The following is a 26,286-nucleotide window of genomic DNA, read 5'->3' on the forward strand; positions in this document are numbered from 1 at the left end:
TGAGAATTATATATGAAGACTATGTGCAAAATGTGGAATTTTGAATAATATTTATTCTCATTATCATTCAGTAAAGATCTTTTATAATAAAAAAACCTCCTATGAAAGGAGGTTTAATATTGGAATCTATGAAATCTTTAGATCGATAGCATTATAAAGATTTAGGTGCACCAACAGTTTGATTCAAATGTTTGCGTACAGTTTCAAAAGAGAAGTTTTTGCTATTCATGCGCTTAGGTAAAATATAAGCACCTTGCTGACCTTTTAACTTGAAGTTCACCAAGATAAAATCAGGAGTGTTATACCATTCATAAATGTCACTCCAACCCACTGTACCAACGCCTTCTTGTAAGCCCATTTTTTGGCGCATCACGATACCGTGTGGTTGTACACCTAATTTGATCCCTTTAATTTGTTCAACTGGGAACTCATTCATTTTACGTTTTACATACCACTCCAGTCCGAATTTACGAACTAAAAAGTAGATAGCAACACAGGCAAGTGCAACCCAGCAAATTACGTTTGAATAATGTTTAATTAAAACCAAACCAAGAATTGAAAGCACCACAACTGCTGCCATGATCGCCCAAGCTTTGGTTCCAATTTTATTGGTACTGCGCCAAATAGCGAGTTGAGCATTGCGTTGTTCAGCTTCAGAAACTTCATAAGGAACAGGTTGTAGGGTGTAGGCGTAAACGTTTTTCGCAGTCATAGTGTCATTAACAAAAAGTGTAAATCTAAACGGAGTTTAGCATTAAATTAATACAATCAGTGAGTATATTGTACTAATTTCCAATGCAAAAAGAATCCGATTATATAGATGCCAATTCAGTCGATTGATCATCGCGTTCATGACTTAAATTTTGTTTTAAGCCACTAAGTTGCTGCAAAATGCTGAAAATCAATTGAAGTTGCTGCAACACAATCAACTCTTTTGATGCCAGTTCTTCAGTCTGATTCATACGTTTACGAATCAGTTGCTGCATATTGATAATGCTCAGTTCTGGGCGTTGATCGTGCAGTAGGGCACCTTGAATATCATCCAAAGCCTGATCTAATAATTTTAATGTGTCTTGATCGTGAATTTGATCACGGTGTGCTCCTAAAGCCGCGATATAACTTAAAAATGTATGACTTAAACACAAGAACTCAAATGCCATGGTTTTTTGTGTCGGATCAAAATCAGGTTCTGTGGCTAGAGTTGAAACCAGTGATGCGACATCTGCATCACGGTTATGCGCTGCACGACGAACAATTCTATAATTTAAGCTGTTGTTACGCCCATGTTGATATTGTTTGACAATTTCAGATAGGTATTGGCATTGGGCTTCAATGGAGCGTGAAATGGTGTGGGGTAGACGACGAAATTTCCAATCTGGGAAAATATAGGTCACACCTAACCATGCTAGACCACAGCCGATAATGGTATCAATCATACGTGGTAAGGCCGCTTCAAAGCCCAGACCATCAAGGTTAAAGTTGATGAGTGCCAGAATCGTGATAAAAGCCGTGGCTTGAGCATATTGTTTACTGCGCAAATCAAAAAATAACACGCCACTGAGCACGAGTAGCAACAGTTGACCTTCGATGGAAGGAACAAAATAGAGAATGACGAAACCTAGAACAATACCTGCCATAGTACCTAAGATACGTAATCTCAAACGACGTTTGGTCGCGTTAAAGTTGGGCTGACTGACAAAAAGAGCGGTCAGTAAAACCCAATAGCCATATTCAATATCCGTAATCTGAACAAAGATATAACCGACCAGTAGTACTGTCGATAAACGAATCGCATGACGGAACAATACTGATTCAGGGGTTAAATTTTGACGGATACGTGCAACGATATCTTCCCAACCTTTGAGATCATCATCTTTCAATTGGTTTTCAATGTGCTTGTTTTTATCAAGTTTAATGCTACGAACGGTTTCTACATTTCGAAGTTGTGCATCAATCGCTTTTAAATTTTGAAACAGAGAATACAGTGCATTGATCCAAATCAAGTCGTATTGCTGATCTTGTTTGAGTTTTTCAATTGAGAATTTTAAGTTGCTAAAGGAGTGTTCAAAGCGACTGTTGTGTACATAGATGCTTCGATTGGCAATACTATCACTCAGGTCTTTACAGGATTTTGCTTGTAAGCTGAGAATGCGTTGAAATCGAAAGAGAATGTCGCTGTGCTCAAAGATTTTCGCCAAAATTTGATAATCAATATGCGCTGAATCGGCACGTTCATGAATGTCTTGTGCAACAAAATAGTATTGCAGACTTCGGCGGGTATCACTTTGTCCACGGTCACCTTTAAGACGCGTTAATAAGGTGGTACGCATGCCGTTAAAGATTTCAATCAACTTACCATTTTCGAGCGACAAACTAATCATACTTTTTTGATAGCTCTCTGCGGTCATATCAACATCAAATAGATTTGATTTTGCAAATAAGAAGTCACCTAAAGACGAATAGCTCTTGGCAAGTTGGTCTTGCACTTCTCGTGCAGGAAAAATCAAAAAGCTAATCGTTGCGATGATGCCATACCAAATTGCGCCGATCACCAGTAGCAAAGGTTGCATATACCAATCATCAAATAAATCGACACCGAGCATGGTGTAAACAGAGATGACCAAACAACCATAGGAAATGGTTGAATAGCGACGACCTAATGAGCCAAGCAGAATGAGACCGATACATGCGCCAATTAAGCCAATGGCAAAAACAATCGGGTAGGGAAATAACAGTTGAACAGCTGAAGCACTAATAAAAAAACCAATATAGGTATAAATCAAGTTCATGATTCTGACCGAGAAGCGGTCATCAATATCACTTAAACCCGCTGCAACAACACCTAGGGTCAAAGGGATGGTCATTAACTGCTGACCCATTAAATAGGGAATAAAAGCTGTCCCTGAAAATGCAATAATCATTCGCAGGTTATACATCATGGAAGTGTTATAGGTTGCTTTTTTCAGCTGCATCAACCAAGTATTCAAACCCCAGTCCTTTTTTTATCAGTGCATTCAATTTATTAATCACATTATAGTATGAATAATTTGTGAATATTCACTTATAACAGACGTTAAAATTCTTTAGATCAGTATACACTCATCACAGCATTGTCTAAAAAAATGAAAATCCAAAATGACAGAAAATAAGCAACAAAAACAATATTCGATGCACTGGATTGTGCTATTGGCGCTTTTTACATCGTTGGGACCATTGTCCATTGATATGTATTTGCCTGCCTTGCCTGAAATGGCGGATTATTTTGATGTGACGACACAACAAATATCGAATACTTTGCCAGCTTATTTCTTTGGTCTTGCTGTAGGGCAGTTGTTTTACGGCCCTTTAAGTGATCGTATTGGTCGTAAAAAGCCACTTTACTTTGGTATGGCGCTGTACGCATTTGCAAGCTTGCTTTGCGTATTAGCACCTGATGATTGGTCTTTGATTGCTGCTCGCGTTTTACAGGCTTTGGGCGGTTGTGTAGGTGTAGTCATGGCACGCGCTGCAATTCGAGATAAATTGGATTTACAAGCATCTGCTCAAGCATTTGCAAATATGATGATTGTGATGGGATTAGCGCCTATTTTAGCACCCTTATTAGGTGCGTGGATTTTATACTTTTTCACATGGCAAGCTGTCTTTATTGCACTGTCTTTGATCGGTCTATTTTGCTTAATCTGCGTACACTTCTTTTTTGATGAAACCTTGCCGATTGAGCGTCGTTTGAAGTTGAACTTTAAACAAGTCATCTTGCTTTATAGTGCTATTTTTCAAGATAAAACGTTTAGGCTTCCTATGTGGGCCGGTTGTCTAACTGGGGGCGCTTTGTTTTGCTATATCAGTTCAGCACCCGCTGTATTTATGGATCAGTTTAAGATTGATCGACAGTTGTTTGCTTATTTGTTTGGTTTTAATGCTTTGGGGATTATCGTTTTATCTTCTTTGAATAAGCGTTTAGCCAATACATTAAGTATTTACCGTCGCTTGCAGATCGGTGGGTCAATACAAGTGATTGGATCTTCAATGCTATTTATAGTGAGTTGGCTTGCAGATCCATCATTATTGATTGTCATGATAGGTTTATTTATGACAGTGGCAGGAATTGGTTTTACAGGACCAAATTCGATGGCATTAGCAATGTCTAAACAGGGAGCACGTGCAGGTACAGCAAGTGCAATCATGGGAAGTGTACAGTTTTCACTGGGTTTATTGGGAGGTGTCATTTTAAATTTTCTCACTGCGACACCATTGATGAATATGGGATTGCTGATGTTGATTTTCACGTGTGGTGGACTGATTGCGATTTTGAAACTATGCAAAATAGCGAAGATACAAAGTGTTTAGCATCAACATATTCAGTTTCTAAAGTTCATGTTGTGATTTAAGATTTTGATTAGATAAAGCAATGGTTTTTAATGATCATTGAATAACTATTACATATTTATAAAGCTTAAATTGACATCATTTACTCGAAAACATGATCAAGTCTTTTATTGAACTGAATTCATCCTAAGAAGATTGAGGACGAATTCACGAGCTAATTCATTTTTGAAAGATCAATCTTATTACTCGAAGAAACTAATCTAAAAAAACAGTGAAACTTTCAACGGATTCACGTGGTGTGACAAAGGTATTCACAATATGATCTGGGTCTGCATAACCTAGAGCCATACCACACACCAATTCTTCATTATCAGGTGCACCTAGAACATTGAGTACAATGCCATGGAAATGATTCCAAGCCGCTTGAGGGCAATTATCCAATCCACGCGCTTTAGCTGCAATCATCACATTTTGAATCATCATGGAAATATCCATTTTTGAACCAATTCCCATCGCTTTATCTACAGTGAAGAAGATACCCACGGGAGCATCAAAAAGCTGGTAATTACGTAGATGCTGTGCCGCCATTTTTTCTTTTTCACCTTTTTGAATGTTGAGTAGACCATAAAGTCCCCAACCATTTTCACGACGTCGATCAATATAAGGTGAAATCCATGTTTCAGGATAATATGCAAAAGTTTCTGTATGCTGAGTTGCCAGTTGAGGATCTTGATATAGCGCAATTTGTGCAGCACATACTTTTTGAATGAGTTCAGCTCGCTTCGTGCTAGTTACCACATAGACTTTCCAAGGTTGGGTATTGGTACCAGATGGCGCTCTTGAAGCAACCTCTAAAATATCTTTTAAAGTTTTGTTCGACACAGCTTTATTGAGGAAAGCGCGGATGGATTGACGCTTTTTGATAGCATCATCAACGTATTGGACTTGCTCGTTACTCATTTTAAAACTTCCTTATAAGTTTGTTATTGTTCAATAATTTGAGGTATAGACTATGGTCTAATACGGCTAAATTTTGCGCATAAAACTTGATTAAACATACAGATATATCAAGTTATTTGAAATGATAATCATAAAATATGCTTGAGTTTATGACCTGATTTGACAAAATTGATTTGAAAATTGTGAAGAACTTGTTAGATTAAGTCATGTGTTGATACACATTATGTTACTTATAATTTTTACTTTTATTACTTATCGGTTTAATGCAGAGTAGTGCGTTGGTTTGATAGATTATTTATTACCTGGGATAAACATTTTAATTGTTGTTTGTGATCAAGAATAATCAAATGCACGGATGCACATTAAAACATTTTTGGAGATCCAAATGAGTCGCACTTTTTTTAAACAAGGTTTAGCAATTGCAGTAACAACTGTAATGATGGGTTCTGTACATGCAGCGACAGAAAAAGAAGAAATCCAACAATTACGCCAAGAAATTGAAGCGTTAAAAGCATTAGTGAATCAACAGCAACAAGTTCAACAAAGCCAACAAGTGAGATTAGCGGAAGTTGCTTCTCAACCTGCAGTAACAGCGGCTAAAGCGAAAACAAAAGCAGGTGCAGAAGTCACTGTTTATGGTTTTGCTCGTGGGGATGCTAACTATATCATTGAAGGTGCTGATAATGACTTTAACTCAGTACATACAAGTACAGGTGAAGCATCAGATAAATTACGTGCAACGGCAAAAACGACACGTATTGGTTTAGACTTTAAAACCAATATTGAAGGCGCTGATGTGGGGGGTAAAGTTGAGGCTGACTTTGCTGGTAGTACAAGTGATGCTAATGGAGCATTTCGTATTCGTCATGCTTATTTAACGTTGAACAATTGGTTATTTGGTCAAACTACGTCTAACTTCTTATCAAACCATGCACCTGAAATGATTGATTTTGGTACTAACGTAGGTGGTGGTACAACTCGTATTCCTCAAGTTCGTTATTCACACAAACTTGCCCCTCAAACTCAACTATTTGTATCTGCTGAAGAAGGTAACTCTTCTGGTGCGAACTTAAAATACAGTTTGCCAAATTTAACAGCAAAAGTGACCCAAGGTTTTGCTGAAGGAAAAGGTCAGGCTTCAGCTCGTGCGTTAGTTGAACATTACAAAGCTGATTCTACAGACGATGCAATTGGTTTTGGTGTGGCGGTTGGTGCAAATTACCAAGTTTCAGACCCGCTTAAAGTTTCTGCAGATGTAACTTATATCAAAGGTAACAGTAACTACTTATATGGTTCGAACTCTGCATATACACTTGATGGAACGAATGATATTGAGCAAAACGAAGCAATTGGTGTACAAGTGGGTGGAACTTATAAAATTTCACCAAAATTACGCACAACTTTAGCCTATGGCGCTGTATTTGCAGATGATGGCACAGAGTACGCTTCATTAAATACATCAGCAAATGAGAAAGTTCAACAAGCTTGGGCAAACTTGATTTATACACCTGTTAAACCAATTGATTTGGGTGTTGAATATATCAATGGTAAGCGTGAAACATTTGCAGGACAATCATTTAAAGACAATCGTGTGGGTCTAATGGCTAAATACAACTTCTAATTGATTAAATACATAGAAATTAAGACCGAGGTTTATGCCTCGGTTTTTTATTATTTAGATATGAGTTTTTATTATTTAAAAGAGTAGGTATAAGACTAAAGTCGATAAAAAATATGGCTAATCAATAAACGAAAGTAAAGACATTTATAAAAAAAAGTGCATAATCACCGCCTAGTATTCGAAATGCTCGCCTCTCGTATTTCAAAACTTTGATTCTAAAGTTTAAGGTTAAGGGATGTTCAGAGGAATCAATGTATCCAATTTGGATCATTATTAGGCAGGCTTGCGATTTTATGTTTAAACTTGTTTGTTTTAATGTCTGTATGTTTTTTATTAACATAATTGAATCTAAGTTATATCCGCAATTAAGATAAGGTCAACGATGGTATCTATAATCGTTTTGATCATGGAATAGGTTTGACTTTTAGGTATTCTCAAGTTAAATCTTTTGGAAATTGGATATCGTTTGAATCATCTTGCTAATTAAAAAAATAAGCATGACATTAAAAATTTCACGTTGTATTTGATGAGTATTAATGATGGAAATAACTTTTAACGCTTTTTACACGCTCATTGCAGCGGTAATCGTCTTATTACTTGGTCGTTTCCTAGTAAATAATATCAATTTTCTAAAAAAATATAATATTCCTGAGCCTGTTGCTGGTGGTTTGGTCGCAGCTGTTGCTTCTTTAATTGTGCATAATCTGTGGGGATATAGCATCACCACTAGTTCAGTATTACAAACAAGTTTCATGTTGATCTTCTTTGCTTCGATTGGTCTTAGCGCTAACTTCGCAAAGCTTAAAGAAGGGGGTATGGGATTAGTCATTTTCTTAGTTTGTGTTGCATCTTTTATCATTGTGCAAAATGCTGTTGGTATCAGTTTAGCGACTTTACTTGGAATTGACCCTTTAATTGGTTTAATTGCAGGTTCAATTACGTTAACTGGTGGTCATGGTACAGCGGGTGCTTGGGGTGAAATTCTTGAAGTTGAGCACGGCATTCAAGGTGCGCTAGCATTAGGTATGGCGAGTGCGACATTCGGCTTAATCATCGGTGGTATTATTGGTGGTCCATTAGCTAAACTTTTAATCAATAAATACAAAATCGCCACCCCAGGAACTGTTGGACAAACTGATTTAAATAATGATCCTTCGACGTCTTTAAATGAGCAAACCGAATTTGTAGCCTTTGAAAATCGCAATCAAGTCCGTCTTATTACAGCTGATAATGCGATTACGACTTTAGGTTTATTTGCAGCATGTTTAGCATTTGCTGAGTTCATGACAGGTTTTAGTAAAGGGACTTGGTTTGAATTACCAACTTTTGTATGGGCATTGGCTGGTGGTGTGATTTTACGTAACATTCTTGAGAGCGTTCTTAAGGTTACGATTTTCGATCGTGCTATTGATGTATTTGGTAATGCCTCATTATCTTTATATTTAGCGATGGCATTATTATCTTTAAAGCTATGGCAATTAGCTGATCTTGCTGGTCCATTAGTTGTAATCTTAGGTGCACAGACTTTAACTATGGCGCTTTATGCTGCATTTGTTACTTTCCGCGTAATGGGTAGAAATTACGATGCTTCAGTGCTTGCTGCCGGTCATTGTGGTTTTGGTATGGGAGCTACTCCTACTGCTGTTGCAAATATGCAAGCCATCACCAATATGTATGGTCCATCGCATAAGGCATTCTTGATTGTTCCTCTATGTGGAGCATTTTTCGTAGATATTATTAATGCTACAGTGATTCAAATGATCCTTAAATTCTTTAGCTAATTTGATTGATTTTTTTGATTTTAATGAGCCCTATTTCGATAGGGCTTTTTTGATCTTAAGGATTAAATTTTAATGATTTAACGCTGTCTTTGAGACTAAAACAAGAAAGCATAAAATGAGACTCAAATCTCCATATTTAAGACATCAATGTCGAATTGTTATAAATAATTCATACAGAATTTATGCTAATGTTATGCTTTGATAGGTTAGATTTTCTATTGCTTATATTCGTGCGTGTATGAAGTTTTTAAAAATAATGGCATTTTTCACAAGTTTTGCTTTAGTTGCATGCCAGCAAAACAATGTAAAACCCAGTCAAGTATCGACTCAACTACTTCAGAAAAATGTAAGCACAGAAGCAAGATCTGAGTTGGACTACAACGTTTTTAAAAACAAAAAAAATAAAAAACCAATCATTGCTTTAGTTTTGGGAAGTGGTGGTGCGCGTGGTTATGCTCATATTGGTGTAATTGAGGTTTTGGAGAAAAATGGAATTCATCCAGATTTTATCGTTGGTACAAGTGCAGGCAGTATTGCAGGTTCAATCTATGCCAGTGGTAAAACAGCGCAACAGCTCAAAGACATTGCTTTAAATATGCAAGTGAATGATGTACGAGAGTTTAATATCGGACTTCAAGGATTCTTTGATGGATCGAAAGTCGAAAATTACGTGAATGAACAAGTGGATCAAAAGCGGTTGGAAGATATGAAAATTCCCATGTATGTCGTTGCGACAGAACTGAAACATGGTAATAAAGTAATTTTCAATAAAGGAAGTACTGGACAGGCTGTACGTGCTTCTATTTCAATCCCGAGTATGTTTGTTCCAGTGAATATATCAGGTCGCGATTATGTTGATGGTGGATTGGTCAGTCCTGTGCCTGTTAATGTGGCGCGAGATTTGGGTGCAGATATTATTATTGCTGTAGATATATTAGCTCAGCCGATTCATACTGAAACAAGTAATGTTTGGGGAATGTTTAACCAAAATATTAACATTATGCAGAATCGTTTGGCTGCGGAAGAACTTAAAAATGCAGATATTGTGATTCAGCCTGATTTGCGTGAAAAGATTCATATTTTTGATGTTAAAGGGCGTGAAATGACCATGCAGGCTGGAGCAGTGGCTACGCAGCAAAAGTTAAATCGTATCGAGGTTTTAGTGAACTCAAAAAAAGCAGAAAAAGCGCAACAATATTCAGTACAAGCCGAATAATTTACAAAGTATTGTTTATTTTATTTGTTTTCTAAAACAAGATGATCTCAAAATAAGAGTTATGCTTATAGGGTATAACTCAATAAGTATAATATCTTAATAAATCATCGTTTTAAATTTACTTATTGGTCAATTTTAATATAATAAACATGATCCAAAATAATAATTTATGTTTGGTAATTTAAGATAAAATATAATTAATTGAGGAAATTCATGTCTTTATTTTTAGTTGGGCAAAAGGTTCAGTTATCGAATAAGCCAGATATGGTTTTTGTTATTGTTGAAATTAATCCTGATCAAACCTATCAAATTCAATATGATTGTTCGCTTCAAGAAGCCCTTCATTTTAATAATATTTCTGCTGAAATGATGCGACTTGTTGAAAGTGAAGCGTGAATTAAACAAACTCGGGAAGATATGATTTTTTGAATATTGATTTAATCATGCAGATTATTTAATTTTCAGTGCTGTTTTTTTAATGATCGATATTTTGAAAAAGATTAATTTTACAAATCAACGATTTTCAACAATTTTAAACGTTGAATTAAACAAAGTTTGTGCAAAATAAAGATATAATATAAATATATCTTTTCACGTCATTTATTGGTTCAAAATATATGTCTTCACTCGATCAAACGATGCCTCTAACAGATGATCAATCCGAATTAACAATGTCTGTTTTGATGACTCCAGATATGGCCAACTTTTCTGGAAACGTGCATGGTGGAACCATTTTAAAGCTGCTTGATCAAGTGGCATATGCATGTGCAAGCCGTTATTCAGGTTCTTATGTGGTGACTTTGTCGGTAGATAAGGTGAATTTTAAAGAACCTATTCATGTCGGTGAGTTAGTGACATTTCTTGCGAGCGTGAACCATGTCGGTCGTACATCTATGGAAATTGGTATTCGAGTTGAAGCACAGAATATTCAAAAGCGTACCGTTCGACATACCAATAGCTGCTATTTCACGATGGTTGCAGTGGATGAACAAGGCAAACCGAAACAGATTCCAGGTTTAAATTTAGATAATGATTGGAAGCGTTGCCGTTTTGAAGCAGCAGAACATCGTAAAATTGCACGTTTGAGTGAAAATCACCATCCGTCATGCAGCATTTATAAAAAATCAGTTTAAAGTTGATTAGAAATTCACAATAAAAAAAGATCTCGTAAGAGATCTTTTTTTATTGTTCGATGTTAAAGCTGAATTCACTTTAATTTTGAAAAGTTTTAAACCTTTATATTTAAAATTTAAAGGATTTAAATTACTTAAGCTTTATTCGTAGCAGGCAATATTTTGAACTTTATTGATTGTATTCGATGACTACTGTTTTATTGAACTTTAGCCAAGGTATGACCATCAATAATCATGAACCAATTACCTTGTGCATCTTGCTTAGGAGGTTGAGTCACTTTAAATTCAGTGCTCAGTGGTCCAATGCCTGCGTCAAAGTTATCCCCATCAAATGATTTAATCGGTGCAGAAACTGAAGAGCTTTTACCCGGCTGTTCATTACTATATTCAACTCGCCCTTCAGGGGTGATGGTGATATTCACTCGGCTATCAGCGCTTGTCCACGTGCCAGCATAGGCAATTTTTTCAGCAGGTAGGGGTTTTGCACAAGCCACAAGTGCAATAGCAAGTATAGCACCTAGGGCTAAATTTCTAAGTTTCATTATTATTTTCTCTACAACATGAAAGAATAAATTAAAGATAAAAAAGTGTGATGCAGTTCGCTTTATATTTTATTCTCATTAGAAAGTCGAGCTAAGTTTCTAAAACATTACAAACAGACTATTCAATGTTTCAAAGCTGAAATATTCGCTAAAATTGAGGATACTTAATTATTAAGAATCATATTCAAAGTAGGCTATTAATAGAAATTATGGGTTGAGTAGCTGTCACAATTTTGAGTATTACTTATAAATAAAGGTTTTAAAATGAAAAAAGAAAAGAGGTAGAGCGATGGAGACTCTACCTCTTTGTTAGATAAGATCTGAATAGATCTCATCTTTTATATTCATCCTTGAATAGGCTTAATGAAGGCATATTTTTAAAGATTAAACTTAAAAGATCAGCCTGAAAAAAAGCTCAATATTACCTATGATTTTTAATTGTAGTTGATTTACATGTTGAACAAATAATCAACTCTAGCTTATTGAGCAGGTTGAGCTGTAGATGGTGTAACTGTAGATTCTTCAACAGCAATATCAGTAGAAGGCTGAGCAGAAGATGGGCTAGCAGCAGGTGCTTCAGAGTTCACTGGATTTTCTTGAGAAGAAGCGATTACAGTGCTTTCTTTATCTTTAGCATCATCTTTTACTGTTGCTGCAAAAGTAGAAAATGCAGTGAAAGCTAATGTAGTTGCAAGTAATGTTTTAACTAATTTCATGGTGGCATCCTTATTCATTTAATCATAATGCGATGAACTCATCAGTGCCTAAACTGGCATAGATTGGTTCAAGCTGAGGTGTTGAAAAAAATATGAATGTATTCGCTGTAGCAATCAGCCAATACAATCGAAGTAACGAAAATCATGCTAAGCCCATAATCCAATCTGGGCAATCAAATCAACAAAGCGTAACAGAGCGAGTTACAACAGCCTTACAAAGCCACCAATTTTGTTTTTCTTTTGTTTAAAAGGGCACTAACGATCTGTTTAAAATGTATGAAAATATGAATTATTGATTATTATTTGTACATTATTTTTACTTATAATGAACACATTTAAGAATTTTAACGTAATTTTTTGATTGGGGTTATGAATAGATACATATAAATTAATTCATTTTCTAGATATTAAAAATATATCTGAGTGTCTCTATGAGGTAGATTTTATTATTTAATATCTTTATATCAATGAATTAAAAAATTTAAGCTGTGCTGGCTTGATATTTTTAGCGCATGGCTTGTATTTCATCAGACAACGATAAACAATGATGGAAGAGTTTAATTCCCATTTATTTTTAAACTTCCTTTATTCATCACAAAACGATTCGTCGAGATTATTTTGAAACTGATTCATCAAACTCAAGTTAAAACGCATATCATTTCTGGCTTTTTAGGGGCTGGTAAAACCACGCTTTTGCAACGATTGCTTGCACAGAAGCCTGAAGGTGAAACTTGGGCAGTTTTAATGAATGAGTTTGGTCAAATTGGAGTGGATCAGCAGTTATTGCCTCAGTCTGAAGGGTATCAAGTAAAAGAGTTACTTGGTGGTTGTTTATGTTGTACCAGTCAATTACCAATGCAAATTGCACTATCACGCCTGATTCAAGAATCAAAACCTGATCGATTATTTATAGAACCAACAGGTTTGGGGCATCCTGCTCAGCTTTTAGAACAATTAACTGAACCACATTGGCAAAGTTTGATTGATATGCGAGCTTTGGTTACGGTGGTAGATGGATCTCGTTTACATGATACTGAGTGGAAAAAGCAGCATCTTTATCAAGATCAATTAAAAGCAGCACAGATTGTCGTGGTTTCTCATGTTGCCCAGATGAACGATGAAGATGAAAAAGCACTTTCAGAATTACAAAGTGAGTATCTGGCTTATGTCCAAAAGTGGCTAAAAGCAGATATGGGTAATTTGGACATGCACAATATTGATCTTAAATTTAATGGGGTTCAGCGCCAAATTCAGCCATTGATTCAAATTCAACGTAATGCACCTAAAGACGGGGTGTTAGCGGAGATTAAACAGCTTCCTTATCACTATGTTGAAAGTGCACAGGGTTACACGGTGGCGGGTTGGAAGTTCTCAAAGCGTTGGCAATTTGATTTTTATGATCTTTTAGATGTGCTGTGTGATCAAACAGACTGGATTAGACTCAAAGGGATTTTTAATACCAATCAGGGATGGATGACTTTTAATTTTAATCCAGAACAATTGAACTATAAGTCTGGTGAGGAAAATATTGATAATCGTATTGAAATCATTGTTCAACATGAACGAGATTGGTTTGAGCTGGAAACAGCCATTTTAGCTTGTCGAATTGATTCTGCTGAAAAATAAAAGTAATTTAAGGCAAAATCTTATATGCTTAGCGCCAAATTTGAGGACTCTGGTATGGCGCTTAAAGCTACAATTTATAAGGCAGATTTGAATATTGCCAATATGGATGTTCACCAATATGGTGATTATCAACTGACGATGGCATTACATCCTTCTGAAACGATTGAACGCTTAATGGTACGCCTATTGGCTTATGCACGTTTCGCTGACGAGCGTTTAGAGTTTACCAAAGATTTGTTTGAAACTGATGAGCCGGCACTTTGGCAAAAAGACCTGACAGGTCAATTGGAAAAGTGGATTGAAGTTGGTAGCCCAGATGAAGATAAAGTTAAAAAAGCCAGTGCACGTTGTAAAGAAGTGGCAGTCGTAACTTATGGTTCAAGCGTAGATGAATGGTACAAACGGAATAGCAAACTCAAGACCTTGAAAAATGTTCAAGTTTGGCAGTTGAGTGAAAAATCCACGTCTCAAATCCAAGACTTATGTCAGCGGACTATGCAGCTACAACTCAATGTCATGGATGGTGAATGGACATTGATTGGTGATAATGCACAAGCTGAAATTGAGTGGACTCAGTTGCAATAAAACTGAATACGCTCAATCAAAAAAGGATGCTGAAATTGGCATCCTTTTTTTAATTTAAAATATAATTTTTATAAGATCAGATTGTATTTCTGCAATTTCAACATTGATACAAGCCAAAACGTTTATAATGCACGTATTGAAAAATGTGATATTAGGATTTGAACATGACTGCTGAATTAGAAATTATTGACTTGGTTTTAGGTGAAGGCAAAGAAGCGGTAAAAGGTGCTTTGATTACAACGCATTACACAGGTTGGTTAGAAGATGGCACTAAATTCGACTCTTCACTTGATCGTGGTAACTACTTTGAAACAGTGATTGGTACGGGCCGTGTGATTAAAGGCTGGGATCAAGGCATTATCGGTATGAAAGTGGGAGGAAAACGTAAATTAATCGTTCCTTCTCATTTGGCTTATGGTGAACGCAAAATGGGTAACATCATTCCTGCGAATTCTAATTTGATTTTTGAAATTGAATTATATGACGTGAAAACACGTGATTAATATTTGATTGATCTTTCATTTTAAAGACTGATCTATTTAGAAAAGCTCTCAATTTTGAGGGCTTTTTTAATATTGGTTTAATTCTCAAAGCACTTATTCATCAATATGAAGAATGAGAGGAAAGGGGGGTGAGGCGAGCTTGTGTTGAGTAAGTGTTCTAGAATTTTAGAAACTTTGTGATCTGACTAGCATTCAGACTGTAAACTGTAAAATAATAAAGAAAATGTTCGATTAATGAAGGGTTTAGATTCAATAAAGCTACATTTATTCACAGAAAAAACACTTGAATAGTGTTTAAATGCCCAACTTAATTCGGTCATAGTTTTATTTGAATTTATCTCTTACTCCTTTCTGTTTTATCAAAGCCATTTTAGCTTTTGATTTTATTCATTTTTATTCAGATAATTCCATTATCATTGTATACAATTGAACGGTCAATTCAGCTTTTGCAATCTGTGTAAATGGCAATAGGGTTAATGTTATGACATCTCGTATTTTTTCTCTGACAGCCATGATTGCAATATCGTGTTTGGGTGCTTTCGCTACGCCATCTGTAATGGCGAAAGAAAAGAATCCATCCGACCGTCAGAGTGATCAATTAAGACAACTGACCGTTTTGTCTTATCATGAAGTGACTCAAAATAAAAATAGCCTGATCCCAAATTATGCTGTTACAGCAACCCAGTTCAAATCACATTTAGATTGGCTCACTAAAAATGGCTATCAATTTGTGAGTGTAGATCAAGTCTTAGAAGCCAAATCTGGACTTAAAAAACTTGCTCCAAAATCTGTATTACTCACTTTTGATGATGGTTATGCTTCTTTTTACGAGACTGTTTTTCCTATTTTAGATCAGCGTCAAATTCCAGCGCTTTTATCGATAGTGGGCGCGTGGTTAGAACCAACGACTCAGCAAAAGGTGAAGTTTGGTGATGAGTCGGTTTCTCGGAATCAAATGTTGAGTTGGACGCAACTACAACAGATGCAGAAAAGTGGTTTGGTTGAAATTGGCAGCCATAGCTATGATTTGCATCATGGGATTTTAGGTAATCCACAGGGCAATACTCAGCCTGCAGCAACAACAAGACTCTATGATCGCGCAACGCGTACTTATGAATCAGACCGTGATTATGCGCAACGTATTCAACGTGATTTAGTCAAAAATAATCAACTATTCAAACAGCATGGACTGAAAGCACCACGTGCAATGGTTTGGCCATATGGTCGATATAATCAAAAAACTGTGCAATTGGCACAACAAGCGGGTATGCCTTTAAGTTTAACCTTGGATGATTTAGGTGGACATCAGCATCAGCTTAAAGGGCAATTGAATCGAATTTTGATTCAAAACGATACAACGCCAGCTGATTTAGAAAAAGAAATTCATGCACGCCAACAACAGTGGACGGACAATCATCGTCCTCAAAAAGTGATGCATGTGGATTTGGATTATATTTACGATCCTGATCCAAAACAGCAAGAACGTAATTTGGGTATGTTGTTAGATCGTATTGAAGAAATGAATGTGAATACGGTGTATTTACAGGCTTTCTCTGACCCAGATGGCAATGGTTCTGCTGATTTGGTGTATTTCCCAAACCGCTATATACCAATGCGTGAAGATTTATTTAACCGCGTAAGTTGGCAGATTCAAACACGTACTCAAGTGAGTCGTGTCTATGCATGGATGCCTGTTTATGCATGGGAACTGCCCAAAACCAATCCAGTTTCCAAAAATATTGTGAAAACCCAACAAGTGGCGAAAGGTAAACACTTAAATATGGGCTATCACCGTTTGAGTCCATATTCAAAACCTGCTCAAAAAATTATTAAAGGCATTTATCAAGACTTGGCGAAGTCTTCTTCATTTAATGGGGTGATTTTCCATGATGATGCGACCATGTCAGATTATGAAGATGCTAGTCCTGATGCACTTAAAGCCTATAAAAAAGCAGGTTTACCTGTAGAGTTATCCAGTATCCGTGCAGATGAGAAGAAACTGCAAAAGTGGACAGCTTTAAAAACGCAAACCATTGATGATTTTTCGATGGAATTGGCACAAGAAATTCGTTATTACCAGCCTTTCTTAATGACGGCACGAAATATGTATGCTCAAGTCGCATTGTCTGCTTATGCTGAAAATTGGTATGCACAGTCTTTAGAACGTTCGCTTGATCATTATGATTTTACTGCGATTATGGCAATGCCTTATATGGAACAGGTTGAGGATAAAGATCAATTCTTTAAAGACTTAGTCAACCGTGTGTCAAAATATTCAAATGGATTGAAAAAAACCGTATTTGAAATTCAGGCGGTGGATTGGAGAAACAACAATAAAGTTTCTTCTGAAGAAATGGCGGAGAGCTTTAAGTCACTCTATCAACAAGGTGCATTGCATGTTGGGTATTACCCAGACAATCCATTTGATCATCATCCTAATCCACAAATACTGAAAGCTGTATTTGACACCAAACCTTCTGGTTTGATTCCCTAAGGCAATTTAGATACATGCACACTTTTCAAAATCTTTGGCAGTCGATACTCAATTTCATCTTCTATTATCCATTGTTTATGTCTTATCTCTGGATGATAGGGGCTTTGATTTTTTGTATTCGTGAGCGAAAAGAACCTGCCTTTGATTTACCACCTTTATTAAACGAATATCCTTTGGTTGCCGTATTGGTGCCTTGTTTTAATGAAGGGGATAATGCCGAAGAAACCATCGGTCAAGCCTTACAATTGGAATACCCGAATTTTGAAGTCATTGCGATTAATGATGGAAGCTCAGATCATACAGGTGATGTATTAGACCGTATGAGTGTACGATGTGCAAACTTAAGAGTTGTACATTTGGCTGAAAACCAAGGTAAGGCTATGGCACTTCAAGCGGGAAGCTTAGTGACCGAAGCTGAATATCTATTGGGAATCGATGGTGATGCCTTACTGGATCCGCATGCAGCTCAATGGATGATTCGTCATTTTCAAAATAATCCAACGGTCGCTGCTGTGACAGGTAATCCACGGATTCGTAATCGTTCGACCTTATTGGGTCGTGTACAAGTTGGTGAATTTTCATCCATTATTGGCATGATCAAGCGAGCGCAGAGGACATTTGGACGATTATTTACGGTGTCAGGGGCAATCACTGCGTTTCGTAAAAGTGCAGTGCATGAAGTGGGTTATTGGTCACCTAATATGCTGACCGAGGACATCGATATTTCATGGAAATTGCAACGTGCAGGTTGGGATATTGAGTTTGAGCCGAATGCGATTGTTTGGGTACTGATGCCTGAAACGATTTCGGGATTATGGAATCAACGTCTGCGTTGGGCAATGGGCGGGGCGCAAGTCCTGACCAAAAATATAGATGTACTGTTTAAACCCAAATTGAATTTCTTATGGCCATTATTGTTGGAAATGAGCCTGACTTTGATTTGGTCTTATTTGATGTTGTTTATGGTGATACTTTGGATTCTAAGTTGGTTATTACCAGCGGTTGGATTTCCAGATGTCAGCTCACCATTTTTGCCATATGGCACAGGGATTTTTATCGGGGCGACGTGTTTATTCCAGTTTGCAATTAGCATGTGGATGGACAGTCGATATGAAAAAGGGCTAGCAAAAAACTATTTTTGGATGATTTGGTATCCATTCCTATTTTGGGTGATTACTGTATCAGCAACAATTGTAGCCATGCCTAAAGTGTTGTTACGTAACGATCGCAAGCGTGCACGTTGGGTTAGTCCCGACCGCGGTGTTCGTGAAGACAGCTAGTGGAAGAAAAGTATTGTGAATATTCAGTCCATTATTATTGATATACGCCATCAGTTGCCTTGGCAACAACGATGCTTGACTGCCATGACGACCGTGTTGCTTTGGGCAGGATGGTTAGTGTTATGGCAACCCTTGATGATTTCACTGGGAGTGTTTGACCAGAATAATCATCAACTTGTTAATCAAATCATGCATGTGTTTTGGAGTGTAATTGAAAATGGTTTTGTTGCCATTTTGGCATGTGCATTGATGCTGTGGTTGTGGAGTAACTTTATTCCAGCGAAGTCGATCAAATACGTGCAAGCCAAAGGCATTAAGGATTATGCAGCGCACTTTGAGCTTTCTGCAGAACAGATTCATCGTTCTCGTCAGCAGAAAATTGTGACGGTACATCATGATGAGTCTGGGAAGATTATTCGGATTGAATGATTTGAATTAACTTCTTTGAATGTAAATATTCAAACTCTTCTTTTAACGATAAATAGGAAAATATAGCTTTATGGTAAAACTCAATTCGGCTGAAAGCATTCGAGGATTGGCATGCTTGGCTGTAGTATTTTCCCATTTAAGTTTAAGTTTTTTTCCTTTTTTGCATCACTTTAATCCTGCAGAAGTTTCAACATCTATATGGCAATCCTTTATTCATAACTCTCCCTTTGCATTTTGGTACTCAGGTACAGCAGCAGTATTTTTATTTTTTGTACTGAGCGGATTTGTACTGTCTTATGCCATTTTAAGAAAGCCTGAACAGGCTGAGTTCAAAATTAAAAGTATGTTGATTAAGCGCTATCCACGCTTGGCTATACCTGCTGTTATATCCTGTTTGGTGGTTTGGGGTGTATTTCAAACCATTCACATAGATAGCAGTCAAATGAATGGTTGGTTTCAGGCTTATGTCACGCAGGACGTGAGTTTAAAGCTCGCCCTTTATGAAGGGACAATTGGATCTTTTTTCTTTGCTGAAAGCTCTGTCAATTGGGTGCTGTGGACGATGCACATCGAGTTGATTGGATCTTTAGTATTGTTCTTACTGCTTTATATTTATCAGTTCAGTCGGGTGGCATTTTTCATTGGATCAATTTTATTGCCATTGATTGCGTTATACCTAAAGGGAGAGGGATTCTTTTTAGGCATTAGTAGTTTTGTAATTGGTATTTATTATTACTTATATGGTAAGCAACTCAGCCTTACTTTATCCATTGCATTGTTACTGAGTGGGCTGTATTTGGCAGGTGCACATAGCAGTAGCGCTTCTTATCAATGGATTTATGCAGTTTTAGGTGAGCGTACTTATGATTACTGTAATTTTTTTGCGGGTATGTTGATTGTCTACAGCATTCTGATGAGCCCAAAGCTTTCTCAATTTTTAGATAAAAAAGTTTTGGTTTGGCTCGGTAAGCTTTCATTCTCCATCTATCTACTCCACCTGATTACGCTCTATGTTGTGGGCGTACCGATTTTTAATTATTTATTAAGTATCGGACTGCAATATACAATTTCAGCGATAATTGCTTCTGTTATTTTTATCCTGATAACACTCTGGATTTCAGCCTATTATAGTCAATGGGTCGATCAGTTGGCGATAAAAACCAGCCAAAAAATTTCTGATCTAATTTTGAAGTAAAGTTTTTAAAGTCATCCGATTCTAAATTAATCTGATATTCATATCCTTGGATTTCAGTCATAGTGGGTGGATCTGTTGAGGCAATTTGAGTTTTCATAAAAAGTCATGATCTATTATGACTTCAGTGATTCTACTGGCTCAGCTGTTTAAGTGAATAAAACCAAACATAAATAACAAATTTTTTCTAAAAATCGAAGACGATTCAAATTTTTAGGATTAGTATGCAAAAAATAGTATTCATAACAAAATTAGGGATAACAAAAGTCGATGCTTAAGTCTTTTTTTCCACATCCGAAATGGTTTTTTTCCTCTTTGGTACTGTGGTGTATTGTCAATATAGGGCTTTGGAATTTTGCAGGCGGAAAAAATTGGGGAACTTATTTGGGTTTCCCCAATGGATATGCAGATGCAGAGCTAGTGGTAGGAATCAGTCGTTTTTGGTCGCCATCTTTCCTCTGGTTTTATCTTTGGTTCTTTGTAGCAACATCGCTGTTCGCTTTGTTGTGGAAATGGAAATCTAATAACCCTTGGCAAGGTTGGTCAGTTTTGGGTTCTGCTTTCATACTCTTTAGTATCTGGTTGAGCGTTCAAGTGAGCGTTGCTGTCAATGCATGGTACGTACCATTTTGGGATGCAATTCAAAAAATCCTCAGTACTGGCGGCGGTGATGTGAATATGCTTTATCGCGAAGCTACGACATTTATATCCCTAGCAGGTATTTCAGTCATGAGTGGGGTAATTATCGCATTCTTTACAAGTCATTATATCTTTAGGTGGCGTACCGCTATGAATGAATACTATGTAAGCCGTTGGGATAAATTGAGGCATATCGAAGGTGCTTCGCAACGTGTACAGGAAGACACTATGCGTTTTGCTACGATTGTAGAAGATCTAGGTGTGGAATTAGTTCGTGCGATACTAATGTTAATAGCCTTTCTGCCATTACTCTTTGTTTTGTCGAGTAAAGTACCTGTACTTCCGATCATTGGTGAGTTGCAATATTCATTGGTATGGGCATCTATAGGGTGGGCATTATTTGGAACTTTCTTGTTGATGGTGGTGGGTATTAAGTTACCTGGTCTTGAATTTAATAACCAAAAAGTAGAAGCGGCTTATCGTAAAGAGTTGGTCTATGGGGAAGACCATGCTGATCGGGCTGATCCAATTACTTTGAAAATGCTGTTTAAAAATATTCGTACGAATTATTTTAAATTGTATTTCCACTATGCCTATTTCAACTTATTTGCACGTTGGTACGGTCAGTTAGATATTTTGTTTAGCTTATTTGTTTTATTTCCTTCAATTGCAGCGGGCTTTTTGACACTCGGTTTAATTAACCAAATCATGGGTGTATTTAATAAAGTGAGTGAGTCTTTCCAATATCTAGTCAGTTCTTGGAAGACTATTATCGAGTTGCTTTCAATTCGTAAGCGTCTAAAAGCATTTGAATCAATATTGGATGATTGATTTTCATATCTTAAGAATTTTTAAAATGCGTATAAAATTACGCATTTTTTATTTCATCTATAAAAATATAGCACCTGTACATGCGCCAAAAGCCATCACCCAAAGAGGATGAATTTTCTTAAATAAACTTAGAAGGGTAGCGACTACAACGATAGCGATCAATAAATTATTGTGAGCGGAAGCACTGGCAATAATAAAAGCACTGACCAAGACCAGTCCTACAGTAATGGGTTTGAGAGATTGCTCAAATCTTGTTCTTAGAGGGTGGTCTTTGAGTTTGTTCCAAGATTTTAGTGCAAATATGGCAAGGATTGAAGATGGTCCAAACTTCGCCAATGACGTGACCAATAGTCCAGCAGGACCAGCAACATGCCAACCGATTAAGGATACGATCATCATATTGGGTCCGGGAGCAGCTTGAGCCATAGCGAACATCGCACTGAACTGGGTTGCTGTTAGCCAATGATGCACTTCAACCACTTGATGTTGCATTTCAGGCAATATCGCATTGCCACCTCCGAAAGCCAATATTGACAGTTGCGTAAAAACAATAGCAAGTAAGATTAAAATCATTTCAAAGCTCCCTTATTCATGCTTAAGACCGCAAAGTTCAAAACAAAGAGGATGAGTAGCGTAAGCACTAATGGAATTTTCACCACCAGCATGAATACAAAGGTGAGTGCGATGGTGATTATAGTGAGATAACTTTTAAGTATGGGTTTAAGTAACTTAAAACCCATTGCAAAAAGTAAGCCTGCCGCTGCAGCAGCCAATCCTTCAATCATGTGTTTGACTGTAGGAATGTTCTGAAATTGCGAATACAGCTCATAGATCAAAACTACGATAATCGTTGGGGCGAAAATTAATCCTAAAACAGAGCTAATCGCACCTTTTAATCCTTGAAATTGGTATCCGATTGCTACAGCCATATTAATGATGTTACCCCCAGGTAAGATCTGACAGATGCCTAATAGATTGGTAAATTGAGAGTCATCTAACCATTTTTGATCTTCAACAATCATCTGATGTGCAAGGGGCAGTACGCCACCAAATCCCATTAAACCGAGTTTCATAAATCCTGTGAATAATTCCTTGCTATTGGGGTGTATAGGCTCTGCTAAAGCAAGTACTTCAGTTGTCATGACTCAATCCATTTTTTCTGATGATCAAATTATGAGCTTGATGAGATATAAATAAAAATGCTATTTATGACTTTAGCTATACCCAAAAAGTATGTGTAAATGGATATAAAAAGTGCTTCAAACGATTCAATTATTTTTATTTTAAAAAGAGCAGCATTATGGTTATTGATATTCATCGTTTAAAAGCTTTTGTTGCTGTGGTTGAGGAAAGTAATATTTCTCGGGCTGCAGTTCGATTAAATATGCAACAGCCACCATTGACCCGCTTAATTAAAAGTTTAGAGGTGGAGTTAAACACACAACTGCTGAGTCGTTTACCACGTGGTGTTGAAGTGACAGATGCAGGCAAAGTCCTATATCAAGAAGCAGTGACCATTTTGGCTCATGCTCAATCTATCCCTCAGCGAGTTCAAAATATTGCTCAGGGTTTAGAGGGGCAGGTGAATATTGGTTTTACCAACTCAGCAGGGTTACATCCATTTTTACCTCAGTTATTAAGGCGATTTCGAGAGTCGTTTTCAAATGTCTCAATTCATCTGGAAGAAGAGGGAAGTAGCGCGCTCATAGACAGTATTTTAAATGATAAAAATGAGATTGTTTTTCTGAGGAAGCCCGCACCCATTGGATTAGGGTTGATCAGTCAGCATGTTTTGGACGAGCCTTTAATTATAGCATTACCGAATAATCATCCCTTGTCTAAACCACAATATGCGATTCAACTCTTGGATTTAGAACCTTATGATTTTGTATTGTATAGGCGTTTAGCAGGGCAGGATTTGTTTGATAATATATTGGCAAACTGTTATCAGGCAGGATTTAGTCCAAACATTGTACAAGAAGCGCCACGTTTAACGTCTAGTCTGAATCTCATTGCGGCAGGAATAGGTTTGTCGATTGTACCTGAGTCAATTCGGGACTTTTGGAATAATCAAATTGTCTATAAATCACTTAAATCTGAAACCCCGTGCATCGCGCCAATTTATGCAATTTATAAAAAGAATAGTCGAAATGTTCGATTGCGAAATTTACTAGGCTTGCTTTAAGTGTATTTTGAATGAAATTTAGATGACTGCAGCCGAATTTAATCAAAAATACGAGTTAAAAATATAAAAATTCCTTTAATCACTAATCCAATTAGCCTTAATAGTCCCATCAGAATCATTTCAAAGAAAATTTGATAACAAAGATAATGAATGCATTTGAACAGTATGATTATGCAGTGATAAAGCATATAGAGTGGAAAGATAAGAACCTTAATACTGTGTTGGGTCAGTGGATTAAGTCTAATGACCCATAACTCTTCAGGAATAATTTCGTGCGAGCGTGAGAAAAAAACATCATAAATGGCATAGAGCCACCAAATAATGAACCAAATCGTTGTTGCTAATAGTGCCATTTCCATTAATTAATTACCTTAATTTTTATTTAAAGAGAGAGTTTATATTTTTAAATGCTGATTAAACCCCATCAAGTAGATGACCAATCATTCTGAATGGAAGTGTGATCAAGAACCAAATCAATCGGATCACGATCTCAAAGAAGAAAAGGATTACAATATGGAAGAATAAATAGCCTAAGCATTCAAATACAAATAGAATGCATCGAAAGACTAAAACAAAACTATAAAGAAAACAGCAGATAAAATAATGCAATTTTCCATCGCGATTGAATCCTAAACGATACTGCAATAACTGATCAAAAGTAATCAGCTCAGGTTGCTCAAACATATCTTCAGCAATTGTTTCAGCTATCCCCATTTTTCTAGATTTTGGAGATTCAATTGTTTCAACGACGGTAGCCATATTTGATTGTTGGATGGGGGTATCAATTGACAGGGAATGGTATTGTTCAACAGTATCAGTACGCCGTTGAGTATTGATATGTTGAGTATTAAACGTTGGTAGCTCAGCTATATTGGGAATTTCATCAGCATCAGACAAAAAGACTTTAATGATCACCACGATGATGATCATTCAATGATCATGCAAGCATGGATGCTCAGTATGCGTTGAGCATCCATGCGTTAAATATATTTCAGTCATTTTCATTTTATAGTGATTTAAAAATGTTTAGATCGAAACAGTTTGAAGTGAATGAGTTTGCTTTTGATTTCAGTCCAACTGGTCGAAATCCAACAGACAAATGAACCTAAAGTCACCATAGTCGCACCAAGCCAAAAAGACTGTGAAAGTGTTGAGTCTAAAATCCACATTGAAATCAACGATGAAAATATCGGACTGAAATACGATAGGGTGACCAACAGCGTGATATTGCCTTGATTAATCCCAATATTCCAAGCCGCATAACCTAGACCTGTTACCACCGAAACCAATGCCATATAGATGATGGTGCTCTGATCTAATTTAGGCATATTTACCAATTGTTCAGGATGTAAAATCAGCATTTTCAGCCAAAGTACAACCGTTACAGCGATAAAGAACAACGCAATAGGGTTGTGTCCACCACTGTATTTTTTAGTAATGACACAATACAGCGCCCATAGACTCGCACCGATAAATGCCAATAAATAACTGATCGGATTGCTTTGAATATTCGCCACAATGGTTGCCCAATCCAGCTCACCATTACCTGTTTGGATATACACCACGCCACTCAGACTAATTAGGAGCCCAACAATCACCAAAGGCGTGAATTTGAGTTCCTTAAAGATAATCAACAGCGCAATAGTCATACTCGGCCAGAGGTAATTAACCAAGCTGACTTCAATCGCTTGTTGTGCTGTTTGCGCTAAAGCAATGGAATAGGAAAAGCAGATTTCGTAAATGACAAATAATAAGGTTGCACTAATCAGATAGACACGCGGAATTTGCTTTAAATTGGGGATTCGAAAAATAGCCAAAAGTAATAGCGCGCTAAAGCTATACATAAACAGCACAGCCAAATCAGGTCCAATGCTAAAGCTGATTTGTTTCAGTAAACCGACGATGGATGACCACTGTAAAATGGCAGTTAAACCGATCAGCGTGGCAAGGTTTTTGGTCATGAGCGCTTGAGTATCTTGAGCAATGGATTGCGACATTGAATGTGGCAAATTGAGTGCAATGATTATATGCTGAAATCCGATTCACATACGCGAATCAACGACGTTTTATTGAAGATTTTACTTTGGATTTCATGTATCAAAAGTTTAGATTTTCTGTGAAATATGAATGTGTATTTACAGAGTTCTAACAGCACAGATATTCCTTTGTGTTAAAACGGAAAGATTCAAGTTTCACAATTATTTTGGGATCATCATCATGAAAGCTC

24 protein-coding genes are annotated in these 26,286 nt (G+C 36.8%); 15 read left to right on the plus strand and 9 right to left on the minus strand.

Features of this window, described 5'->3' with window-relative positions; genetic code table 11:
- Positions 1-151: 151 nt before the first annotated feature.
- Positions 152-712 carry a YcxB family protein gene (locus tag AC5YDM_RS03140; RefSeq protein WP_496150680.1) on the minus strand — a complete coding sequence of 187 codons (561 nt, stop codon included), beginning with the start codon at positions 710-712 and terminating at the stop codon, positions 152-154.
- 100 nt (positions 713-812) lie between these two features.
- Positions 813-2,972 (minus strand): YccS family putative transporter, encoded by a 2,160-nt coding sequence (gene yccS / locus AC5YDM_RS03145; protein ID WP_496150907.1) that lies wholly within the window; start codon positions 2,970-2,972, stop codon positions 813-815.
- 163 nt (positions 2,973-3,135) lie between these two features.
- Between yccS and AC5YDM_RS03150 the strand changes: the two genes are divergently transcribed.
- Positions 3,136-4,347: a multidrug effflux MFS transporter gene (locus AC5YDM_RS03150; RefSeq protein ID WP_496150681.1), complete on the plus strand. Its 1,212-nt coding sequence runs from the start codon at positions 3,136-3,138 to the stop codon at positions 4,345-4,347.
- Positions 4,348-4,581: 234 nt separating this feature from the next.
- Here AC5YDM_RS03150 and AC5YDM_RS03155 read toward each other — a convergent pair whose 3' ends face one another.
- On the minus strand, positions 4,582-5,286 hold the full coding sequence (locus tag AC5YDM_RS03155; protein ID WP_496150682.1) for a nitroreductase: 705 nt from the start codon (positions 5,284-5,286) through the stop codon (positions 4,582-4,584).
- Between the two features lie 373 nt (positions 5,287-5,659).
- Between AC5YDM_RS03155 and AC5YDM_RS03160 the strand changes: the two genes are divergently transcribed.
- The 5 genes from AC5YDM_RS03160 (at position 5,660) to AC5YDM_RS03180 (ending at position 11,037) form a co-directional block, all read left to right on the plus strand.
- Positions 5,660-6,907, plus strand: coding sequence for a DcaP family trimeric outer membrane transporter (locus tag AC5YDM_RS03160; protein WP_496150908.1), 1,248 nt, complete (start codon positions 5,660-5,662; stop codon positions 6,905-6,907).
- A 539-nt stretch (positions 6,908-7,446) separates the two neighbouring features.
- The gene (gene gltS / locus AC5YDM_RS03165) at positions 7,447-8,688 is read left to right on the plus strand and encodes a sodium/glutamate symporter (protein WP_496150909.1); all 1,242 of its coding nucleotides are present in this window, start codon (positions 7,447-7,449) and stop codon (positions 8,686-8,688) included.
- Between the two features lie 238 nt (positions 8,689-8,926).
- Positions 8,927-9,904, plus strand: a complete 978-nt coding sequence (locus tag AC5YDM_RS03170; RefSeq protein WP_496150683.1) for a patatin-like phospholipase family protein — start codon at positions 8,927-8,929, stop codon at positions 9,902-9,904.
- Positions 9,905-10,117: 213 nt separating this feature from the next.
- On the plus strand, positions 10,118-10,300 hold the full coding sequence (locus tag AC5YDM_RS03175; RefSeq protein WP_496150684.1) for a hypothetical protein: 183 nt from the start codon (positions 10,118-10,120) through the stop codon (positions 10,298-10,300).
- A 221-nt stretch (positions 10,301-10,521) separates the two neighbouring features.
- Positions 10,522-11,037 (plus strand): acyl-CoA thioesterase, encoded by a 516-nt coding sequence (locus AC5YDM_RS03180; RefSeq protein WP_496150685.1) that lies wholly within the window; start codon positions 10,522-10,524, stop codon positions 11,035-11,037.
- Between the two features lie 197 nt (positions 11,038-11,234).
- On the opposite strand, the gene AC5YDM_RS03185 is transcribed toward AC5YDM_RS03180, so the two are convergent.
- Both AC5YDM_RS03185 and AC5YDM_RS03190 read right to left on the minus strand, forming a co-directional pair.
- Entirely contained in the window at positions 11,235-11,579 is a 345-nt protein-coding gene (locus tag AC5YDM_RS03185) for a hypothetical protein (RefSeq protein WP_496150686.1), read from the minus strand.
- Between the two features lie 479 nt (positions 11,580-12,058).
- Positions 12,059-12,295: a hypothetical protein gene (locus tag AC5YDM_RS03190; RefSeq protein ID WP_496150687.1), complete on the minus strand. Its 237-nt coding sequence runs from the start codon at positions 12,293-12,295 to the stop codon at positions 12,059-12,061.
- A 618-nt stretch (positions 12,296-12,913) separates the two neighbouring features.
- On the opposite strand from AC5YDM_RS03190, the gene AC5YDM_RS03195 reads away from it, so the two are divergent.
- The 8 genes from AC5YDM_RS03195 to sbmA all read left to right on the plus strand — a co-directional run bounded on the left by AC5YDM_RS03195 (position 12,914) and on the right by sbmA (position 21,874).
- Positions 12,914-13,921: a CobW family GTP-binding protein gene (locus tag AC5YDM_RS03195; protein ID WP_496150688.1), complete on the plus strand. Its 1,008-nt coding sequence runs from the start codon at positions 12,914-12,916 to the stop codon at positions 13,919-13,921.
- Between the two features lie 54 nt (positions 13,922-13,975).
- Positions 13,976-14,506, plus strand: coding sequence for a YaeQ family protein (locus AC5YDM_RS03200; RefSeq protein WP_496150689.1), 531 nt, complete (start codon positions 13,976-13,978; stop codon positions 14,504-14,506).
- Positions 14,507-14,670: 164 nt separating this feature from the next.
- Positions 14,671-15,009, plus strand: coding sequence for an FKBP-type peptidyl-prolyl cis-trans isomerase (locus AC5YDM_RS03205; RefSeq protein WP_496150690.1), 339 nt, complete (start codon positions 14,671-14,673; stop codon positions 15,007-15,009).
- A 556-nt stretch (positions 15,010-15,565) separates the two neighbouring features.
- Positions 15,566-17,503 carry a poly-beta-1,6-N-acetyl-D-glucosamine N-deacetylase PgaB gene (pgaB, locus tag AC5YDM_RS03210; protein WP_496150910.1) on the plus strand — a complete coding sequence of 646 codons (1,938 nt, stop codon included), beginning with the start codon at positions 15,566-15,568 and terminating at the stop codon, positions 17,501-17,503.
- Positions 17,504-17,517: 14 nt separating this feature from the next.
- Positions 17,518-18,783, plus strand: coding sequence for a poly-beta-1,6-N-acetyl-D-glucosamine synthase (pgaC, locus tag AC5YDM_RS03215; protein ID WP_496150691.1), 1,266 nt, complete (start codon positions 17,518-17,520; stop codon positions 18,781-18,783).
- A 15-nt stretch (positions 18,784-18,798) separates the two neighbouring features.
- The gene (gene pgaD, locus AC5YDM_RS03220) at positions 18,799-19,212 is read left to right on the plus strand and encodes a poly-beta-1,6-N-acetyl-D-glucosamine biosynthesis protein PgaD (RefSeq protein ID WP_496150692.1); all 414 of its coding nucleotides are present in this window, start codon (positions 18,799-18,801) and stop codon (positions 19,210-19,212) included.
- A gap of 70 nt (positions 19,213-19,282) precedes the next feature.
- Positions 19,283-20,407: an acyltransferase family protein gene (locus AC5YDM_RS03225; protein ID WP_496150693.1), complete on the plus strand. Its 1,125-nt coding sequence runs from the start codon at positions 19,283-19,285 to the stop codon at positions 20,405-20,407.
- A 267-nt stretch (positions 20,408-20,674) separates the two neighbouring features.
- Positions 20,675-21,874, plus strand: a complete 1,200-nt coding sequence (sbmA, locus tag AC5YDM_RS03230; RefSeq protein ID WP_496150694.1) for a peptide antibiotic transporter SbmA — start codon at positions 20,675-20,677, stop codon at positions 21,872-21,874.
- 57 nt (positions 21,875-21,931) lie between these two features.
- On the opposite strand, the gene AC5YDM_RS03235 is transcribed toward sbmA, so the two are convergent.
- On the minus strand, positions 21,932-22,447 hold the full coding sequence (locus tag AC5YDM_RS03235; protein WP_496150695.1) for a chromate transporter: 516 nt from the start codon (positions 22,445-22,447) through the stop codon (positions 21,932-21,934).
- Positions 22,444-23,016: a chromate transporter gene (locus AC5YDM_RS03240; protein WP_496150696.1), complete on the minus strand. Its 573-nt coding sequence runs from the start codon at positions 23,014-23,016 to the stop codon at positions 22,444-22,446. The genes AC5YDM_RS03235 and AC5YDM_RS03240 overlap by 4 nt, the downstream gene beginning before the upstream one ends.
- 158 nt (positions 23,017-23,174) lie before the next feature.
- On the opposite strand from AC5YDM_RS03240, the gene AC5YDM_RS03245 reads away from it, so the two are divergent.
- Positions 23,175-24,059, plus strand: coding sequence for a LysR family transcriptional regulator (locus AC5YDM_RS03245; RefSeq protein WP_496150697.1), 885 nt, complete (start codon positions 23,175-23,177; stop codon positions 24,057-24,059).
- Between the two features lie 414 nt (positions 24,060-24,473).
- Here AC5YDM_RS03245 and AC5YDM_RS03250 read toward each other — a convergent pair whose 3' ends face one another.
- Positions 24,474-24,989 carry a hypothetical protein gene (locus tag AC5YDM_RS03250; RefSeq protein WP_496150698.1) on the minus strand — a complete coding sequence of 172 codons (516 nt, stop codon included), beginning with the start codon at positions 24,987-24,989 and terminating at the stop codon, positions 24,474-24,476.
- A gap of 86 nt (positions 24,990-25,075) precedes the next feature.
- Positions 25,076-26,020: an aromatic amino acid DMT transporter YddG gene (gene yddG / locus AC5YDM_RS03255; RefSeq protein WP_496150911.1), complete on the minus strand. Its 945-nt coding sequence runs from the start codon at positions 26,018-26,020 to the stop codon at positions 25,076-25,078.
- Between the last annotated feature and the right edge of the window lie 266 nt (positions 26,021-26,286).

This window comes from Acinetobacter sp. CY81 (genome assembly GCF_059515925.1).

What these genes read in the sequence shown, in the direction of transcription:
- AC5YDM_RS03175 (WP_496150684.1), top strand. Translation starts at nt 10,118, where the DNA reads ATGTCTTTATTTTTAGTTGGGCAAAAGGTTCAGTTATCGAATAAGCCA.
- AC5YDM_RS03180 (WP_496150685.1), top strand. Translation starts at nt 10,522, where the DNA reads ATGTCTTCACTCGATCAAACGATGCCTCTAACAGATGATCAATCCGAA.
- AC5YDM_RS03240 (WP_496150696.1), bottom strand. Translation starts at nt 23,016, where the DNA reads ATGACAACTGAAGTACTTGCTTTAGCAGAGCCTATACACCCCAATAGC.
- AC5YDM_RS03200 (WP_496150689.1), top strand. Translation starts at nt 13,976, where the DNA reads ATGGCGCTTAAAGCTACAATTTATAAGGCAGATTTGAATATTGCCAAT.
- AC5YDM_RS03225 (WP_496150693.1), top strand. Translation starts at nt 19,283, where the DNA reads ATGGTAAAACTCAATTCGGCTGAAAGCATTCGAGGATTGGCATGCTTG.
- sbmA (WP_496150694.1), top strand. Translation starts at nt 20,675, where the DNA reads ATGCTTAAGTCTTTTTTTCCACATCCGAAATGGTTTTTTTCCTCTTTG.
- AC5YDM_RS03250 (WP_496150698.1), bottom strand. Translation starts at nt 24,989, where the DNA reads ATGATCATCATCGTGGTGATCATTAAAGTCTTTTTGTCTGATGCTGAT.
- AC5YDM_RS03185 (WP_496150686.1), bottom strand. Translation starts at nt 11,579, where the DNA reads ATGAAACTTAGAAATTTAGCCCTAGGTGCTATACTTGCTATTGCACTT.
- pgaB (WP_496150910.1), top strand. Translation starts at nt 15,566, where the DNA reads ATGGCGAAAGAAAAGAATCCATCCGACCGTCAGAGTGATCAATTAAGA.
- AC5YDM_RS03150 (WP_496150681.1), top strand. Translation starts at nt 3,136, where the DNA reads ATGACAGAAAATAAGCAACAAAAACAATATTCGATGCACTGGATTGTG.
- AC5YDM_RS03190 (WP_496150687.1), bottom strand. Translation starts at nt 12,295, where the DNA reads ATGAAATTAGTTAAAACATTACTTGCAACTACATTAGCTTTCACTGCA.
- AC5YDM_RS03245 (WP_496150697.1), top strand. Translation starts at nt 23,175, where the DNA reads ATGGTTATTGATATTCATCGTTTAAAAGCTTTTGTTGCTGTGGTTGAG.
- AC5YDM_RS03235 (WP_496150695.1), bottom strand. Translation starts at nt 22,447, where the DNA reads ATGATTTTAATCTTACTTGCTATTGTTTTTACGCAACTGTCAATATTG.
- pgaC (WP_496150691.1), top strand. Translation starts at nt 17,518, where the DNA reads ATGCACACTTTTCAAAATCTTTGGCAGTCGATACTCAATTTCATCTTC.
- yddG (WP_496150911.1), bottom strand. Translation starts at nt 26,020, where the DNA reads ATGACCAAAAACCTTGCCACGCTGATCGGTTTAACTGCCATTTTACAG.
- yccS (WP_496150907.1), bottom strand. Translation starts at nt 2,972, where the DNA reads ATGCAGCTGAAAAAAGCAACCTATAACACTTCCATGATGTATAACCTG.
- AC5YDM_RS03170 (WP_496150683.1), top strand. Translation starts at nt 8,927, where the DNA reads ATGAAGTTTTTAAAAATAATGGCATTTTTCACAAGTTTTGCTTTAGTT.
- AC5YDM_RS03155 (WP_496150682.1), bottom strand. Translation starts at nt 5,286, where the DNA reads ATGAGTAACGAGCAAGTCCAATACGTTGATGATGCTATCAAAAAGCGT.
- AC5YDM_RS03205 (WP_496150690.1), top strand. Translation starts at nt 14,671, where the DNA reads ATGACTGCTGAATTAGAAATTATTGACTTGGTTTTAGGTGAAGGCAAA.
- gltS (WP_496150909.1), top strand. Translation starts at nt 7,447, where the DNA reads ATGGAAATAACTTTTAACGCTTTTTACACGCTCATTGCAGCGGTAATC.
- AC5YDM_RS03140 (WP_496150680.1), bottom strand. Translation starts at nt 712, where the DNA reads ATGACTGCGAAAAACGTTTACGCCTACACCCTACAACCTGTTCCTTAT.